Annotated in this window: 16 protein-coding genes; 8 read left to right on the plus strand and 8 right to left on the minus strand. The window is 46.4% G+C overall.

Annotated features, from left to right (window positions below; translation table 11 throughout):
* The first annotated feature begins 314 nt into the window (after window positions 1–314).
* Window positions 315–611, plus strand: a complete 297-nt coding sequence (locus C9J03_RS14715) for a hypothetical protein (protein WP_044620575.1) — start codon at window positions 315–317, stop codon at window positions 609–611.
* Window positions 612–978: 367 nt separating this feature from the next.
* On the plus strand, window positions 979–1425 hold the full coding sequence (locus tag C9J03_RS14720; RefSeq protein WP_044620574.1) for a hypothetical protein: 447 nt from the start codon (window positions 979–981) through the stop codon (window positions 1423–1425).
* 179 nt (window positions 1426–1604) lie between these two features.
* On the opposite strand, the gene gltS is transcribed toward C9J03_RS14720, so the two are convergent.
* A complete protein-coding gene (gene gltS, locus C9J03_RS14725; protein ID WP_197078561.1) occupies window positions 1605–2801 on the minus strand; it encodes a sodium/glutamate symporter in 1197 nt (398 codons plus the stop codon).
* Between the two features lie 167 nt (window positions 2802–2968).
* Between gltS and C9J03_RS14730 the strand changes: the two genes are divergently transcribed.
* Window positions 2969–3904 carry a LysR family transcriptional regulator gene (locus C9J03_RS14730; protein ID WP_039460327.1) on the plus strand — a complete coding sequence of 312 codons (936 nt, stop codon included), beginning with the start codon at window positions 2969–2971 and terminating at the stop codon, window positions 3902–3904.
* 71 nt (window positions 3905–3975) lie between these two features.
* Here the strand turns inward: C9J03_RS14730 and C9J03_RS14735 are convergent, their stop codons facing one another.
* Window positions 3976–4881 (minus strand): DUF2860 domain-containing protein, encoded by a 906-nt coding sequence (locus tag C9J03_RS14735; RefSeq protein WP_044621807.1) that lies wholly within the window; start codon window positions 4879–4881, stop codon window positions 3976–3978.
* A 272-nt stretch (window positions 4882–5153) separates the two neighbouring features.
* Between C9J03_RS14735 and C9J03_RS14740 the strand changes: the two genes are divergently transcribed.
* Both C9J03_RS14740 and C9J03_RS14745 read left to right on the plus strand, forming a co-directional pair.
* On the plus strand, window positions 5154–5540 hold the full coding sequence (locus C9J03_RS14740) for a hypothetical protein (protein WP_039460331.1): 387 nt from the start codon (window positions 5154–5156) through the stop codon (window positions 5538–5540).
* A 305-nt stretch (window positions 5541–5845) separates the two neighbouring features.
* A complete protein-coding gene (locus C9J03_RS14745; RefSeq protein ID WP_039460333.1) occupies window positions 5846–6418 on the plus strand; it encodes a DUF2913 family protein in 573 nt (190 codons plus the stop codon).
* Between the two features lie 59 nt (window positions 6419–6477).
* Here C9J03_RS14745 and C9J03_RS14750 read toward each other — a convergent pair whose 3' ends face one another.
* Window positions 6478–7926, minus strand: coding sequence for a glutathione synthase (locus C9J03_RS14750; RefSeq protein WP_197078560.1), 1449 nt, complete (start codon window positions 7924–7926; stop codon window positions 6478–6480).
* Window positions 7927–8523: 597 nt separating this feature from the next.
* On the minus strand, window positions 8524–8658 hold the full coding sequence (locus C9J03_RS27100; protein WP_276329430.1) for a hypothetical protein: 135 nt from the start codon (window positions 8656–8658) through the stop codon (window positions 8524–8526).
* A gap of 235 nt (window positions 8659–8893) precedes the next feature.
* Between C9J03_RS27100 and C9J03_RS14755 the strand changes: the two genes are divergently transcribed.
* The 3 genes from C9J03_RS14755 to C9J03_RS14765 all read left to right on the plus strand — a co-directional run bounded on the left by C9J03_RS14755 (window position 8894) and on the right by C9J03_RS14765 (window position 11847).
* Window positions 8894–9430, plus strand: a complete 537-nt coding sequence (locus tag C9J03_RS14755) for a GNAT family N-acetyltransferase (protein WP_044620571.1) — start codon at window positions 8894–8896, stop codon at window positions 9428–9430.
* Between the two features lie 415 nt (window positions 9431–9845).
* Window positions 9846–10046, plus strand: a complete 201-nt coding sequence (locus C9J03_RS14760) for a hypothetical protein (RefSeq protein ID WP_039460341.1) — start codon at window positions 9846–9848, stop codon at window positions 10044–10046.
* A gap of 487 nt (window positions 10047–10533) precedes the next feature.
* Window positions 10534–11847, plus strand: coding sequence for a peptidoglycan DD-metalloendopeptidase family protein (locus C9J03_RS14765; protein WP_082060423.1), 1314 nt, complete (start codon window positions 10534–10536; stop codon window positions 11845–11847).
* A gap of 81 nt (window positions 11848–11928) precedes the next feature.
* Here the strand turns inward: C9J03_RS14765 and C9J03_RS14770 are convergent, their stop codons facing one another.
* From C9J03_RS14770 to C9J03_RS14785, 4 genes are all read right to left on the minus strand, one after another.
* Window positions 11929–12420 (minus strand): GreA/GreB family elongation factor, encoded by a 492-nt coding sequence (locus C9J03_RS14770; RefSeq protein ID WP_044620569.1) that lies wholly within the window; start codon window positions 12418–12420, stop codon window positions 11929–11931.
* Between the two features lie 91 nt (window positions 12421–12511).
* The gene (melR, locus tag C9J03_RS14775) at window positions 12512–13465 is read right to left on the minus strand and encodes a transcriptional regulator MelR (protein WP_044620568.1); all 954 of its coding nucleotides are present in this window, start codon (window positions 13463–13465) and stop codon (window positions 12512–12514) included.
* 297 nt (window positions 13466–13762) lie between these two features.
* Window positions 13763–14878: a M28 family metallopeptidase gene (locus C9J03_RS14780; protein ID WP_044620567.1), complete on the minus strand. Its 1116-nt coding sequence runs from the start codon at window positions 14876–14878 to the stop codon at window positions 13763–13765.
* A 179-nt stretch (window positions 14879–15057) separates the two neighbouring features.
* Window positions 15058–16470, minus strand: a complete 1413-nt coding sequence (locus tag C9J03_RS14785; protein WP_231580612.1) for a DUF3943 domain-containing protein — start codon at window positions 16468–16470, stop codon at window positions 15058–15060.
* Window positions 16471–16691 lie beyond the last annotated feature (221 nt).

Raw genomic sequence — 16691 nt, forward strand, 5'->3', positions numbered from 1 at the left:
TTTGCCGTTTGCTTCCTTCAGATCCCACCTCACGGTGGACACCCTTGCATAGGCTAACGGTTCTCGCTCGACTGAGCCCGTAGAGGACTTTCACCTCCTAGAACAACGCCATGCTCGGCGCACCATACGTAACAGCCTGGGCATTGCCCAGGCTGTTTTATTTCCCCGCTCGGGGAATAAGAAATAAATACCCGGCAGTCGTTCACTGCACGATTGGGCATCTCTACTCCCCCTGCATCAAATGACATAACTTTAACTTTGAGTAGTTAAAGAAAACGTAAAATGATGACTGGCTTATTATTTTGAGAGATGGCATGTCGAATTTACAGCCTCACTATTCGGTGCATGACAACAAGTGGCAAAGAGAGCAGGTAGGACGTGTCACCGTTGTGTGTTCAGAGCATCAATTAAATTGGTTACATGACACCGAGATTGCCGGTTTAGAGATCGTCCTAACAACCGCGACCGATTGTCACAAGTTTAACTTGAAACGGATCCCATCCATCCTGTTCCACGAGCATGGCTTAATCACCAGCGGGATCAAACTGTCAACAGCCATTCAGGATTTGGAAAAAATCCTGCATAGAAAAGCAAGGCACCGCAAAAAATAGTAATACCAGCCAAAGCAGGTTGATGTCGATCTTTTCCAGGGACGTATATTGATTACATTGACGCTTAAAACGTAGTTGAAAAACTGCCCAACAAAAGGCTTTGCTGGGCATTGAGAAGAGCCCGCTTAAAGTAGGATTCGTTTTTTTGATAGCCCCAAGCGATATCAGAACGAGCGCCAAGACGGCCAATTAGATCTCGGTGGCAATATCACTTGTCACAGCTTCCACAACTTGATTGCAGCGCAGATCGCGACCATCTCTGACGAGTCAGACATACTGATGCTCAACAACAAAATAGGTGGATCGCTCTATAAATAATTTGTAGATTTTTACACAATTTAGTCAATTGCTTACGGAGGTGGTGGATATGGATGCTTTTTTCATAATTCTCAACAATGGCAAGGTTCGTAATGACAATAGACAAGTCATCAGACAGGCATTGCGAGAAGATACACACTTCGATCCGGAGCTTGGCGATACAGACCACATTACCGAGGAAGCATACTATCGAACCTGGCGAGAAGCTGACGGTAGCCTTAGCCTCACGGTACACCCCTACAACGTTGACATTGTAGATGACCAGTTTGGAATGTGGGTAAAATTCTATCCTGAATGGGCTATGCCGTGTCATTTTGATTGCCCATATGAAATGCTGTCCAAACTTTCACAACCTAACACTAAAGGTGCTGAAATTTGGCGCAGTGCTGTCGAGGTGTATCACAAGACCAGCGATTACAATGCCGCCCTCAAGCATATGCTCGCTCTACAAGATATGGAGTTTAGCTCAATGGATGCACTCAACAACCTCAGCTGACGCTGTGTTCCCCAATTACTACTCACTTCCAGGCAAGTAAAAAATCGAGCCAATCGCAGTGCAGAATTGAACAAAAGGGGCGCTGATTAAACAGCGCCCCTAACTAAGTGTTATTTTACATCAACACCAATAATTGAATTTCTTTGCCTGTAGGAATGGATTAAAAAACCATTCCCCCTCTAAAATAACTGCAGGAATCCATTGATAATCAACGCATTGGCAATATCAATAAAGAAGCCACACACCAGTGGAACAATAATAAAAGCCTTATGTGCCGCACCATGCTGCTGGGTCACCGCCGTCATGTTGACAATCGCGGTGGCCGTTGATCCTAGAGTGATCCCCCCAAAACCCGAACTGATGACTGCCGCCTCATAGTTCTTCCCCATGGCCCGGAACACCACCAAAAGAGTAAAGCCAATAGAAAGAATAACCTGGCTGACGATTACAGCACTCAAGAACAATATCGAACTCTGCAATTGCCACAACTGAAGCCCCATCAGTGCCATTGTCAGAAACATACCGAGGCACACATCTGAAATCAGAGATTGTCCAAGCTGGGCATTCTTACTGGCCTTTTGCTTTAATACCACCGACTTGAAGTTACCAATAATGATGCCAGCCAAGAGGCACGCAACAAACATAGGCAACTGAAGCCCCATAGAAGCAAGTCCCATGTCAACAAAGTAGCCCAGCATCAAACTCAAGTTGAGCATCAGCCATGCATACAAATAGCCGAAGTGATCCAGCTTAACGGTTTCATTGTGGCAAACACCAATATCCAACTGATGATCGGCATTGGCCTCTAAGCAGTACTTTTTAATCAGATAGTTAGCTATCGGTCCCCCGACAAGGCACGCAGAAATAAGCCCCAGTGTATTACTGGCGATACCAATTTCGGCGGCGCCTTCCATCCCCATTTCCGCAAACGCTGGCGACCAGGCCATGGTGGTACCCACACCGCCAATCAGGGAAATAGATCCTGCCATTAAACCCAATAGCGGTTCAAAGCCAAATAAAGACGCAATACTGACGCCGACAATATTCTGCAGCCCAATATAAACAATCGCCAACAACGTCAGTATCAGAAGAGGCTTTCCACCTGATAATAACGTTTTGATATTTGCACTCAATCCAATACCTGCAAAAAAGTACAGTAACAAGGTATCTCTTGCCCCGAGATCAAATTCAACTTTGGTTTCGAAAAAATAATAAAAAAAGGCTACCGAAATGGCACAAATAAAACCACCAATCACCGGTTCTGGAATACTATACCTCCTCAACACTTCAAAGCGCATAGTGGCAAACTTGCCTATAAATAATAAGCAAATTGCCAGCGTAAATGAAACAAAGCCATCAATCGCAATAGTCTGCATCGTCATCTACCTAAAATATAAAGTCATAAAATAATAAAGTTGAATAGAAAATTAACCAGTCGTTTTATTTTGTTAATAATTCACACCTATAACTTTTAATTAAATATACATGTGCTATGGTAATAATTAATTAATGATGGAATGTGGCCATGGAGTAGACAGAGCACATGCAAACAAACCTCGAGGATCTCGACCTAAACCTACTGAAGCTGCTTCGGGTGGTGGTGGAAACCCGTAACACGTCAACTGCAGCCGACAAGCTCGGGATCTCCCAGACCAGTGTCAGCCGGGGATTGGCTAAGCTAAGGGAAACCTTCGGTGACCAGCTGTTCATCCGCAAGGCACATGGTGTCGAACCCTCTGAGCTCGCCGAAAAACTGGCAGAAGCCGCAGAAAACATGCTTACCCCATTTGCGAACGTGCTTGACTCCTATCAAAGCTTTGACCCGCTTGAATATAGTGGCAGGATAGTTATTGCCGTTGAATTGAGCCTGCTTGAGACGTTTGGTCAAGGCATATATCGGGCCCTCAACAAGGCACTACCTAACGCCTGCCTTGAGCTTATCTATTGGCAAGAAGGATCGTTGCAAGACATTCTAGAACGCAAAATAGATTATATGGTTCACTATTCACCTTACCCTCTACCTCAAGAGCTTTATGTGCACCACCTTAGCATCATAAAAGTCAGTCTGGTTGCCAGGAAAAACCACCCAGTACTGAGTCAAACCAACGAACTCGACGCCATTGCGCACCTCCCACTGGTGAAACTCGTCTCCGATGCTGTCAACATTAAGCACGATCCTTATGACGAACTTTATCTAGACAAGGGGTACACCCCGAAAGTTGCGCTTAGAACACACAGCATTCCTATTGCTATCGATAAACTTGAGCACTCTGATGCCATCAAATTCAGTAGCAGCTATATCATGAGCCTGAGTGATAAATTAGCCTGTTACCCATTACCTAAAATTCCGGCAAATTTAAGAGAATTCAGCATATCTGGTAGCTACCTCCAATCCAAGCGAGGCTACCCGCTCAACCAGCACTTGCATCAAACCATGCAATCATTCTTCGACTCGGTCATTCAACCGCCGATGACTTGAATGCGTGTCAAATGCGTCCAACGGTAACCCGCTTTTGAGCTGCTGGTTACCGTTTTCTTTGATGACAGGCCTTAGAATTTATAGCTCAAGCCGACAGTCATCAGATATTCTTCACTCTCGTAGAAATCGATATTTGAAGTATTGAAATTAGCCCCGGCCAATGACACTAGGCTCCAGTTATCCCAGCCAGCAAAATCGGCATATTCATAAGCCAAAAATAGCTTGTAGCGGTTGTCTGAACGATCTTTATTGAAGATAGGGTTGGTACCATCATAGCTTCGGTGCGCATACCCGCCCGTCAATGCCAGCTTATGTGCGTCAACTGAGGTGAAGTACGTTACCTCCGTTTTGTATTGATCGAATGTCTCGGCTTTACCCTTCGCGTCTCGGTGGGTATAGGATACGGAAGAAACTAAACCAGAGCGCTCGCTCAGCATCGATTGGTACGAGCCCTTGATGTAGTAAGTATCATGGTCACGGTGCAGCGCCCGTTCCGCAATTTGCTCGTTATCCACTTCGGCAGAGGCATAGGCCATATCCAGCGACATACCGGTATTATTGATATTGTTGAGCTTCATACGAAACGCATGGCCTTCAATATCGGTTTTCTGTCGGCCGCTGCCCGTTTGGTAGGGATTGGCCCACACCTCACCAGATAAGACTGTCGGCAGGTAAGCTACGTCAAGCTGGGTACCATTGGCAAAGTCGTGCTGGTATCCAATCTCAAAGGCCAGATCACCCACCGCAAGATCGTCCCTTGAGGTACCAAGGTAAACCCGCTGCTTGTTATTGTCATCCAGTCGGTAACTCAGACTACCAAGCGGGGCGGCAATAAAATCATCGGTATGGGACCCCTTACTATTCAAGTCATTCAGGCGGGCATTGCCATCGGTGCTCAAATTCGAGTTAGTGGACATATAGCCCGTAGTCACTATGATTTCACCGCTCAGTCGAGAAGACTCATTAGCAAAACTCATGGCCGAAAAACCTGTAAGTGCAACAGCTGTATATAGATATAAATTTTTCATTATCATCTCTTATTGAATATGACCGTTCAAAGGCAGGGAAGTAATTAAGTGTGTGTAATATAAAAATGTAATAACAAAATTACCACGCATAACAGATATTCATTTATGAAAGTATTTATGCTCTAGATAGTTTCAAAATTGAATTTCTCATATTCATAGAATGGATGCACCGGAAGTGGTAGCTTTGCTCTACCGGAACAAATTTACAGAGATAAGTTATAATGTCATTCTACGGTACTCTTGAAAAAGATAACAGTATAAAAATCCACATTAATGACCGACCTTATAAAATACATGATAAAGGTGAAGGAGAGTGCGAGATCATTATCGTTGATCAATTACACCCCTATATACAAGATATAAAAAGCCAAACGCGCCCAAACAGAATTATTATAGTTGATATAACGCCAGCATGGGAAAAAACAATCAATGATATGTCGCTTGATTGTTTATTTGAGCTTGCAAAGGATATACACCTTCTCGCAGATATTTACTGGATAGACAAACTCCAGATTAAGGATTTGAGTAATAACCTTCAACTGGGTGAAATATTAAAATCAATCTTCCGTAATAGAATCAAAGATGAATTGGCGCTTGATTATTATTAGTCAATTATATCTACCCTGGCCTTCCCCTAATTCAATACCAACTTACTTTCATCGGCTAGGTTGGTGTTGCACTTTTCTGACCTGATGAGCCAACAACACCGTAACAGCCGACACCAAGGCCGCTTGAAATTCAGCCAACTCCAGATACGCAACACTCAGCCAAGTATCCACTCCAACCAGAAAATCGACTTGCCGTATGACCCTTTTTTTATCAAAGGTATTTTATCTGAGAAAATGTAAAAATTTTTGTTCAAATTTCGATATAATACCTCCGATAATCTTGTAGAGATTTGGATAGTACGTTAATGAACCAAACCCAGCAGTTGCTAGATGTTAGTACCAATGCTTTATTGCACCTCGAATTTCAGAAACTGGACAAGCACCTTACCTTAGCTGAAAGGAATAATATTTTAGTTAAGTACTTAAAACGTATAGCTAAATCAAACAGATACCGAGCCATAAAAAAAACAGCCAAGCAGTGGATCAATATTGGCCGACACCCTGAGGGTGATTTGGAAACCACTCTGAGCAATGAAGTAGAGCAACTCACCCAGACTTGCTCCACCGACTTGTACCGCTTTGTCGGGATGGTTGATGACATAGAATCTGAGCTGAAAACCAAAGTACAGTATTCTCAAGCGCACAAGATTGACCTGAATGCCCGCTACGGCAAAGTATTGGTCTGCGTGGTGGATGAAGATCTAAAAGCCAGCTTCGACGAAGAAGGCTTGATGACCAAGTCAACCCAAATCCTGTTTATTGGTAGTACTGACGACAAAGACACCTTCTCGGCTGTTATCGATAAATGTGATGACTTCCAATCCGTTATCGCTTACGAAGATGAAAACCACCTTCGCGTTGAGTTATTCAGGCTCTAGCTAGTACGCAAAAAGGAGGCATTGCAGCCTCCCCCGTTTCACTGGATTCGTTACCCCACTTAATCGACAAGGGTGAGCGAATCGAGGATCCCCTTGCCGCTGTGGATCCCCCCTTCGTTTTCACTCGCCGGTTTGCTGCGGATCAAATACCCCGCATACCCCTTTAGCTGTGTCACGGGCTCGCCATTGAAATAAGCCGTAAACAGGCCTATCTCGCTGACCAAATCATCCACTAATTTCTGGGTGCCATCCCGTACCGCAATCGTTGGCTTCTCGCGCTCATGGGGATAAAGACGCTGCATCAATGCCCAGGCATCATAGTCTCCAAACAACAGCTGAGCCAACTTAGCGCTGATATCCTCGCCAAATACACAGTGACCGCCGCCTTCTCCCTGATTCTTCAACACCCACTCATGCTTAATCGCCTGGGTATTGAACCACTCAATCGTGGTGTTATTGACTGGCTTCATCTCGGCCAACACGCTCTTCACAAGCAGAGCTTCCTCAAGGTTTAGCCCCCAGCGAGCATAGTCCTGAGCGGTCATCATCGTCAGCTGCATCTGCATCGATTTGCTTGTTGCAAGCTGTTGGCTAATAGTGGCATTGAGCGCGACATGGTGCTGTTCGATAAACAGCCGAGTCTGGCTCAAGGTATGACAACAGATAGATTCATTGAGCTCAGGCACCCAGTAGTCAGAGTACTGATAACCCGCCCGCAAGTAGGCTACATCGACGGCACCGACACCATCCAGCACCAACCGATGGTTCTCACCAGTCGAAAGCTGGGTACTCAATTGCTCGAAGGTACGGCGGACAGTACGCAAGCCGAGTTTCTGCAGCTCAACTTCAAGCAAATGCTGGTCGTACACGTTATCTTCATTCTTCTGCACAACCATCAAAAAGGTCGGTTTCCCCTTGGCATTGAAATCAGCCTGGATTTTTTTCGCCGCGGTAGCAATCGCGTAGGCCAACTGCACTAGGCCTTGGTTTTCCGCTGGCACAGCATGACTTTCCTCCAACCAATGTTGATACGTTGCGGGCCATTGGCTTTGCATATAAGCATGGAATTCTGTTGCACGCTGGCCAAACGGCCCCATACCAGCAGCAATGCCATTGAACTCAATAACTTTCGCACCATGTTGGCGATCATCCATGAAATCGGTACGCATCAACAACAGCGGCTGCCTGGCTGGATATCGTCTGTCGTTGCCGTCGCCGTGTGCCTGCTGGTGAAGCGACATCAGACGGCCAAAAAACGGGTCGGCTTTGGCCAAATCACCCAGTGATGCCTGGAGAAAATCATGGTCCTCCGATACCTGGCTGATCAGCTTAGTGATCAGCGGTGTTACCTTAAGCAGGTGCTCATACACGTCACGTTTCATTGTCATCGGCGCAATACTGAACGGACAGTGCCTTGCCGTATTATCAGCCTGCCTGAAAGCCACACCATGCATGATGGCCCACTCACAGGCATCCTCAATAACTTGCTGCGATAGCAAACTTTGCATTGCGTTTCTCATCTTGATCTACTCTTCAACCCTGCACTTAACAAATGCCCGTAGAATGGCTTCAACCATAAACGAGTAACGTCTGGCACGTGTCACTTAAATGAACTCAGGTTTATTGCATTTATTTCCAAAAGTATAGAAATATCATTAAAACACTCACAACGCCAGCGCTGGACGTGCCTGAGGAAAACCCAAACGATGAAAAAAACAGAATTTATTTTAAGAAAGGGGCGGACGAGCAATAATCTGCCGGTAGCGACCTTCAAGCACCAACAATAGGTTACTTATTGGTGCAAGCTCAGGCAATAGACGAGCAAGCTGCTTACAGGCATGCCTGTCATCAGGCTGGATCATTCACCGTATGTAAATCGGTATTGGCAAACACAAAGACATTATGTGCGACACCGGGTTTCGCCATTAGCCATGACTTCGCTGTTAGTGTGTATCAAGCACTTGGCTGGAAGCTCTACATCACTCATCAAGTGGAAAGTTTTGCGTAAAATACGAGAGCGAGAATTAGAATGTTATGTGCCGCGTTGAGACAACAACGGCACGGAAATGGTTAAATACTAGATAAATACAGTACGTAGTTAGGGGCTAGTAATCTAGCCAGTCATTAAAATCAACCCAAGATAAGCCCAGGTTTTTCATCTGCTCGACGTAAAGTTCATACTCGGCACATAGCGCATCTCGTTCGGTTGTGCGCCAGTTCGTTTCTTCTTTCAAACTCATAAATCCATCCTTGAATCCAAATGAAGGTTGAAACACCTACGGTCGTTTCAGACTACCACTAAGAAACGGGGTTGCAAACAAAAACGTTTCCTGTTCAATAAGCTAGACATACCATCTAGATCTAGTGATCTCAGAATTATTGAGCAGGATATTGTTTTATTCCCAGAATTCAGTGTTGACCTGTCTATAGCTTTACAGTTTAAACTTCTGCTATCAATTAACAGGAGAACTAAAAATGTATTACGGTATCTATGACAACAGCCAGTGCGAAGCAATTATCCAGCTATTTACCCAAACCTTCTCGGACTCAGAGGGCTCGAACGAAGGCGCAGCGATCGGCAAACTAGTCGAGGATTTGCTCAATACCACAGACAGCAGCGACCTCTTTGTCTTTGTTGCCGCAAAAGAAGACAAATTAGTCGGGAGCATCCTGTTTACCCGCCTGAAGTTTGAAACGGATAAAGCCGCCTTTTTACTGGCACCTGTCGCTGTCAGTACACAGAGCCAAGGCAAGGGTATTGGGCAGGCACTTATCCGCTACGGCTTGGAAACTCTTAAACAGCGAGGCGTTGAGATCGCCTTTACCTATGGTGATCCCAACTATTACAGCAGGGTCGGATTCGAACGCATTACCGAGCAAGAGTTCAAAGCGCCACTGCCACTTTCTTTCCCGCATGGCTGGCAGGCACAATCACTGACCGAACAACCATTGGAGGCAATTGCGGGAAGCTCTTCCTGTGTCACAGCGTTCAACGCACCGGGACTTTGGTAAATCAAGATCACACTTTTTTGCAATTAAATGTATTTACAACGCCGGTAAATCACGTTAGTTTAGCCCTGTCTGCTACTCAGACCGACATATGATTTTCAAAGGCTACACCTCACTTCTCGCCAAAGTTTGATGCTCCCCCAGAAGATTATCTCTATTAAATACCACTGCCACGCTAAGTTGCGAGCGCCTGTAGTGATGAGTCAGCGAGCTAGGTGAACTCCTGACGTGAATACCAGAGACAAGGTCAATGAGTAAACCGGAACAGCGAGTGCTGAATACCCGGCAAGACAAGCGCTGTTTTCAGCATTTGTACTCAATTTGATAGCCACAATCTCAGAGCAAGTTCCCCAGTGCTGGCAGACAAAGCAAACGCTAGCCGGGACAGAATGTAGAGTTTGGGCAAAAAGGTAAAATTATGATTTCACATACCGGTATTATCCGCAGCTACAACCCAACCAACCGTACGGGCCTTATCACCTGTGATCTAGGCGGAGACATTCGCTTCTTCGGTGCCAATATTGCAAGCCAAGGCCAACCTGTTTCAGGCAGCCTGGTAGAGTTTGATATGGACGACTCAAGCAACAGCCTACAGGCTGTCAAAATCCGCTTCGTCTAATAAGTAGGCAACAGCCGTTCGAATCACAAAAGCAGCGCTCAATGAGCGCTGTTTTTTTATCCTCTTTTCTTCGCTTGTTTAAACTCTTGCCTTTTCCACCACTTTACATTTAAGCATCAAGTCCCCACCGCCGATTACATCACGATGAATGTCCAACCATCCATACGCAACATCAGCCATAAAGTATGTCAGGGCAATGTCAGAGATAGCTTTTTCATGCTTTGATAAAGCAAAGCGAATCTAAGCTTTAAAAAATCAAACATACATCACAAAATGTGCATCTTTTACGCAAGAAAAGTGATTTTTTTGGGATCGAGGAACCTTTTTAACACATGCGAGGTCTCTTTATGGCAGACTATCGCACCTGTAATGGATGCATAGTTATAAACATTCAAAAAATCATCATCGTTATGGAGAGCGATACCAACACTCCGTAACCCAAGATAAAGAACCTTTATCAGAAATAAAAACGACGAGTTCTTTTACCATGTCTACGCAAAACTCGACGCTTTCTCGAAAGTGGATGTCGACCAAATTTTTAGGGATTGCTGGCTTCTCGCTGTTAACAATCGCAGCGCTGCTGACACAAACCAGCACCAACAACCGCACGGTTCCACTTAACCTTGCGGTCAACTCCACCCCGTGGGCACCCAGCGATCTTGCTGATCAGCCCGTCTATGAACCGCCGCGCTATGCCTATACCATCCAGAAAGGTGATACGCTTAGCCAAATTTTCTCCCGGCTAAACATTCCTCTACGGACGATCCAAGAGTTGCAGGAAGCCGATCTCAACCATTTGAAGATTGATACCCTACAACCGGGCAATACTTTGCGTTTTTGGGTCAATTCGGCAGAAAAGCGCCTGAATCGCTTAGAACTGGAATTCAACATTGCTCAAAAAGTCGCCTACCAGCGGGTAGAAGATAATGGTTTTGAGCTTGAAGAAGTCAATATTCCGGGTGATTGGGAAGATATCATCGCCAGTGGCGAAATCCACGGCAGTTTCTCGGTCTCAGCCCAGAAAGCCGGCTTAAACGCAACAGAGATTTATGAGATCACCAGCCTGCTAAAGGAAAAGCTTAACTTCTCCCGTGATATCCGCGCCGGGGACAAATTCGAAGTGGTTGTCTCGCGCCAGTCGGTCGATGCCCAAGTCACCGGTCAGCATGAATTACGTGCAATTCGTATCCATAGCCGCGGCCGGGCAACAACAGCTTACCTACACAGCGATGGTAACTTCTACGATGCAAAAGGCGAGAGCCTGCAGCGTGCGTTCCTGCGCTACCCTTATGAACGCAGCCGCACCTACCGGATCAGTTCAAACTTCAACCCTAAGCGCCGTCACCCTGTAACTGGTCGCGTGTCGCCGCACAACGGTGTTGACTTTGCCACCCCAACAGGTACGCCAGTAATTGCTACGGGCGATGGCGTGGTCACCCAAGTGGTCAACCATCCTTACGCGGGTAGATATGTGGTGATCCAGCACGGTACCAACTACCGTACCCGCTATTTGCACAACAGCAAGATCCTGGTGCGCAAGGGACAGAAAGTTTCACGCGGCCAGCGTATTGCCCTGGCCGGTGCAACGGGCCGGGTTACCGGACCACACATCCATTATGAATTCCTGATCCGTAACCGTGCCGTTAACCCAATGACCGCCAATATTCCAATGGCGTCTTCGGTACCGAGTAAAGAAAAAGGACAGTTCAAAGAGACGGTGGCACTGTACGACGAGATGATGGATACCCCAAACCGTTCATTACTCAGTATGGCCGATCCCGAACAAGAGCCGAAAGCTTAATAAAAGTCGGATATGATTTAAATAAAGGGGGAATCACACTTCCCCCTTTATTTTTATCTCATTGGTAGTCAGCACCCACTATCAGTAGATAGCTTCTACCTCATAGAAAACAACCTTGCCGCCAATATGGACTTCAGCCTCTTCGCCAAGCGTCAACCCCAGCAGCGCTTCGCCCAATGGTGATGACGGCGTGACGACAACGACCTCATGGTTTTCAAGCTTCAGCTTGATACCTCCCGCCGCAGGCCCAAAGAAAATCCACTTATCATTGTCGTCTTCATCAAGAAGATGGATCAGGCACCCCAATACGATTTCATCTAATGACTTTGGCAGCGCCGCTTTCAATTTATCATAAGCATTGATATCTGCCAGACACTCGGCAACTCGCTGTGACTGTCCGTGGGCTAGGTAAGCCGCCTCAATCGCCAACGTATCGTACTGGGTTTCCGCCACACTCTGATCGTCTGTCGCGGCACTATGTGCCTGATCAGCGGCATGCATAGCCCCATGGTAGGCTTGCTGTAGATCGTCAAGGATAAGATCAATGATCTGAAGTTTATGGCTGGAGTTCATGTTGATGTGTTTTCATTGAAGCTAGATGGAAATGAAAGTGTAACGTGGATTGATACAGCTACCTAATCATATACAGCAGGTTCGTCGAAAATCATTTAGGAATGCCTTGGAAATCCAAATTGCTATCATACTGCGCCAGCTTATTACTCTTGCGACTGAGCTTGCGAAACTCCGTTGGCGTCATTTTCATATAGCGCTGGAAGGTTTCATAAAAGCGGCTATTTGAATTGAAACCCACCGTTAGGGCAATATCGAGAATCGTTCGGTTGGTATCCGCTAGCAGTGCGCGGGCGTGGTTAATCCGCATCGAAGTGACATATTCCTTGATGGTCATCTTCATCACACTCTGGAACAAGTTCATCGCATAGTTGGTATGCAAGCCAACATGCTCCGCAATACTTTTTACTGTCAAAGGAGAATCATGATGACAAGCGATATATTCCAAGATTTTCTGCACATGGAATTGCGAGTGCTTGGAGAGCCCTTTCATACTCCCCTTGCTTTCCATGGTATGGGTCAGCTTCTCCCAGCCTGTTAGGCACACTCTTTTTAACATCAGGGACATTTCATCGGCCGCCAATTGACGAAAGCCAATGTCATTGCTTTTACTTTCTTCCATCCAGAATGCAATCTGCTGCTCGGTCACCAGATTTGGCAGCGCTGACTGCACCACTGTGCCATGGGTGATCTGATTGAGCAGGCTTTCGTCCAGAGGCCAAGCCAAGAAGTAATGAATGGGTATATTCAAGATCCCCATATTACTCGACTTACCGGGCTCGATAAGTTGGTGCGGTGTGGTCGCCCAAAAGATCCCGACATGACCATTGCTGATAGTAAACGGGTGGTCATTGATGACATAATCGACATCATCACCGAAGGGGATGTTGACTTCTATTTGGCCGTGCCAATGGTAGCAGGGCATGTGGTGCGGCTTACGCAACTCGATATGAATCGATTCATAAGAGGAAAATAAGCTCAGTGGGCCAACAGCGTCTGCATCTGAGGTATCTTGCGGATTCTCATTCTGGGCGATTTGCTTAGCCATTATTCCTCTGTATACCGGTCAGTTAACACCAGCGAATATACGACAATACAGACAGCCCTACCGATTATTATTCTGCAAACTGTGAAGTCCAGCCAAAAGCCCACGTTCACAAAATCGAGGCAAGCACTAACGCCACAATAAAAAAAGGCCATCAGAAGGTGCGATGGCCAAAAGTGCTAAAAAGATACGATATACCCAATTTTCCTAGCGTTCCTTGGGTTTGTCTTTAAAAGTACATTGCGATTTATACCCATAAACCTCGGCTAGGTAAAACAAGTATTTTTTATCGTTTATTTCTCATTTATCGCTGATATAACCCGCTGATGTCATTAGCTCCAAAACAATATTCACGTTATCACTCAATTGCTGCTCAACCCGCCCCGGGAATAACTCTTCCAATTTATCCAAACGATCAAACTCGGTATGCCAAATCTTGCCCCATCGGGTTTCATTCTCGCGATCACAGGCAGTTTTGTTTTCGGCATCGTAGCAGTCCCAAGCTGCAGGGTTAACCGTTTGCGAATAGCCGTCGAAACCCCACTTACCATTGATGTCAAAGTTGGTCGCTTCAACATACGCAATCGGAATACCGGCACAGGCAAAGCCCGCATGATCAGACCATGACCCAGTCTCCCCCTCTGGGTAGCCCGGGAAAGCAGGGTGAACGGTATACTGTCCCTCTTCGCCTTTGACAGCGATTGAAGCCTGTAGCATGGCATCCCGGACATGGGGTTGGGCATTGTAGTCTGCTTCACCCAAGCCCAACTTCTCACAGGTGGATTGATACTCAGCATAATCCGAGTGCGCAGCATGCACATAAACATAGTCGCCACCACCGACGGTATCGTAGTTAATCATGGCAATGACGTTGTCCAGTTGGTCGTTGTCCAACGCCTGGCGAACATAATGCAGCGAGCCGTTGAGGCCGTTTTCTTCCGCGCCGGGGAACAGAATACGTACAGTATAAGGCAGAGACTCTTGCATCAGGCTTTCGGCAATCGCCACCGCAGCAGCAACTCCAGCGCCATTATCGGTCGCTCCCAGTGAACCGTGATCAGAGCCGGTGGAGTCGTAGTGAGCGGCCAAAACGATGGTTTTCTCACTCGCCCCTTGCTTCTCAACAATAAAGTTTTTCGAGGAAAGTAGCTTATCGCCTTTTTGATAGGTAAAAGGCTGAACCTCAACGTCGTAGCCAAAGCCGGTTAACTTGTCGTACAGCCAGTTGCCCATCGCCTCTTCCTCTGGCGTGCTGGCTTCCCGCGCGCCAATACCCTCGATTTCATCGGCGATATCGACCAGATAGCCGGTCGCCTTCTTGCCGTAGTCGATGGATTCGGATCCAGAGTCGCTGTTACAGCCACTGAGTCCAATTAAGACCGAAAGGGAAAGTAAACTGATAATTCCTTTTTTCATGATCGCACCACTATCTAATTTCAAGTAATTGTTGTTATTCGAAATTAGTATCTAGTCTCAAGCGATAAAAACCGTGATTAATATCGCGAACGGATAAATTATGAGCAGAAAAAGATCACTTTGAGAACTCAGTCAATTAGGCATAAAAAAAATGGAAAAATGCTTATTCTTACGGCTTATCACCACCGCTCACCTCGGCCAAAACGATAAACTAGCTGGCCTGAAAATAAGTCATCGTTGGTTGAGAGTTTGCCGCTGTAGAAATGAACCCAGTCGGCCTGCAGCGCCCAATTACTGTTTAGTTTATAGTGTAAGCCAAGCCCGCCATTCACTTGGAATGTGGTGGTATCTCTATCTTTTTCCAGCAGGGTTTCGCCGATCCCAGCATTGATATAAGGACGTAAATCGTCATCAGTAAGGAAATAATATTGGAAATCGAAGCTGTAATTTTCATAGGTGATGCTTTCACCCGTTGTTTTACTGTCGGTGTCGATACGGGTATATTGCAAGCGAGATGATAGTGATGGCGTGTAGTACACACCCAGAGTGATCATCGGTGCCCAGCTATTTTCGATCCCCCACTCATCATCCAAATCCAGATAACGACCACCAACCGAGATACCGACGATACCGTAATCTACAGGATCATGAGTTGTGACGTTGCGAACCCGGGTATAACTGCGGCGCATTGCCGGGCTAGTTTCCCCCTCACCGAACTGGAAGTTCATATTCACATTGAACTGGGTATCTGTCTGGCCGTTAGGCAGTGCAACATCCTGATAGCCAATATATCCCGTCCCCGCCTTCACCACATCACGCCCCATCAGGTGGTTTACGCCGCGCCCCAGGCTATCAACCGGATCGAGCAAGAACAGGGCAGTACTTCCCATCCATTCGGAATCCCAGACTTTCCCCCCGCCCTGAATAATCTCGCGCTCTTTGTGGAAAGCCCATTCACCGTATACCCATCCCAGCACCGGAGTAACAACAAGATCCTGCACGGCAGGGATCTCGGCAAAAGCCTCTACACCATATTCCCAATAGAAGGTCGACATCATGAAGGAATAGACAAAAGCATCCCATTGCCGGTATCCCGACTTCCTCGCGATCTGGTAATACACCCCACCAAAGTAGGGGTGGCCGATATAGTTGATATACCACACATCCCTATCCCATACCGGACCGTCTTTGACATTGTTCCACCATTTTTCCAGCAAGCGGTCGTCGCTAGTATCCCAGTTCGAGATATCTTCCGGTAACAGTGCAATAAAACCAGCCACCCCCACGCCATACCAAAAAATTGATTTGGTTTGTGACCACATACGCGCCTTGTCCTCGCCATTCTCTCCCGAAAATAAAGCGACGTTATACGGCGAGTCATATACTGAGGCATCACGTGGCACCTGCTCCCAAGTAGTATTGGTATAGGGAGCACTCGAATAATGGGAGGTGTAAGAGGGTTGCTCTTGCGAGCCGTTTGAAAGAAAAAGAGGCTGCTGCTCTGTTGGGGCCTGCCCAACCTCAACATTGTCACCTTCTGCCACAACCACTGATGAAGCCAATGCTATTCCCACTGCCATTGCTAACCGCATTTCAATCTCCTTTCAAAACGACGCTCGGTTCAAGTACCAAAAGAACACTTTTATATTGGCTATTAATTTCAGACACTTAAAAACCGTACCTTTGAGTATAGTTAACAAAGCCCAAAGAGAAAAAATGCTTACAACCGATTATCAGTTCTCAGATCTGTCGCACAGAATCAAGGGCATGGCAGAAGAACAGCACCGACATCTACTTTGCCAAATAGCCAACA

Source organism: Photobacterium gaetbulicola, from assembly GCF_003025515.1.
Lineage (GTDB): Bacteria > Pseudomonadota > Gammaproteobacteria > Enterobacterales > Vibrionaceae > Photobacterium > Photobacterium gaetbulicola.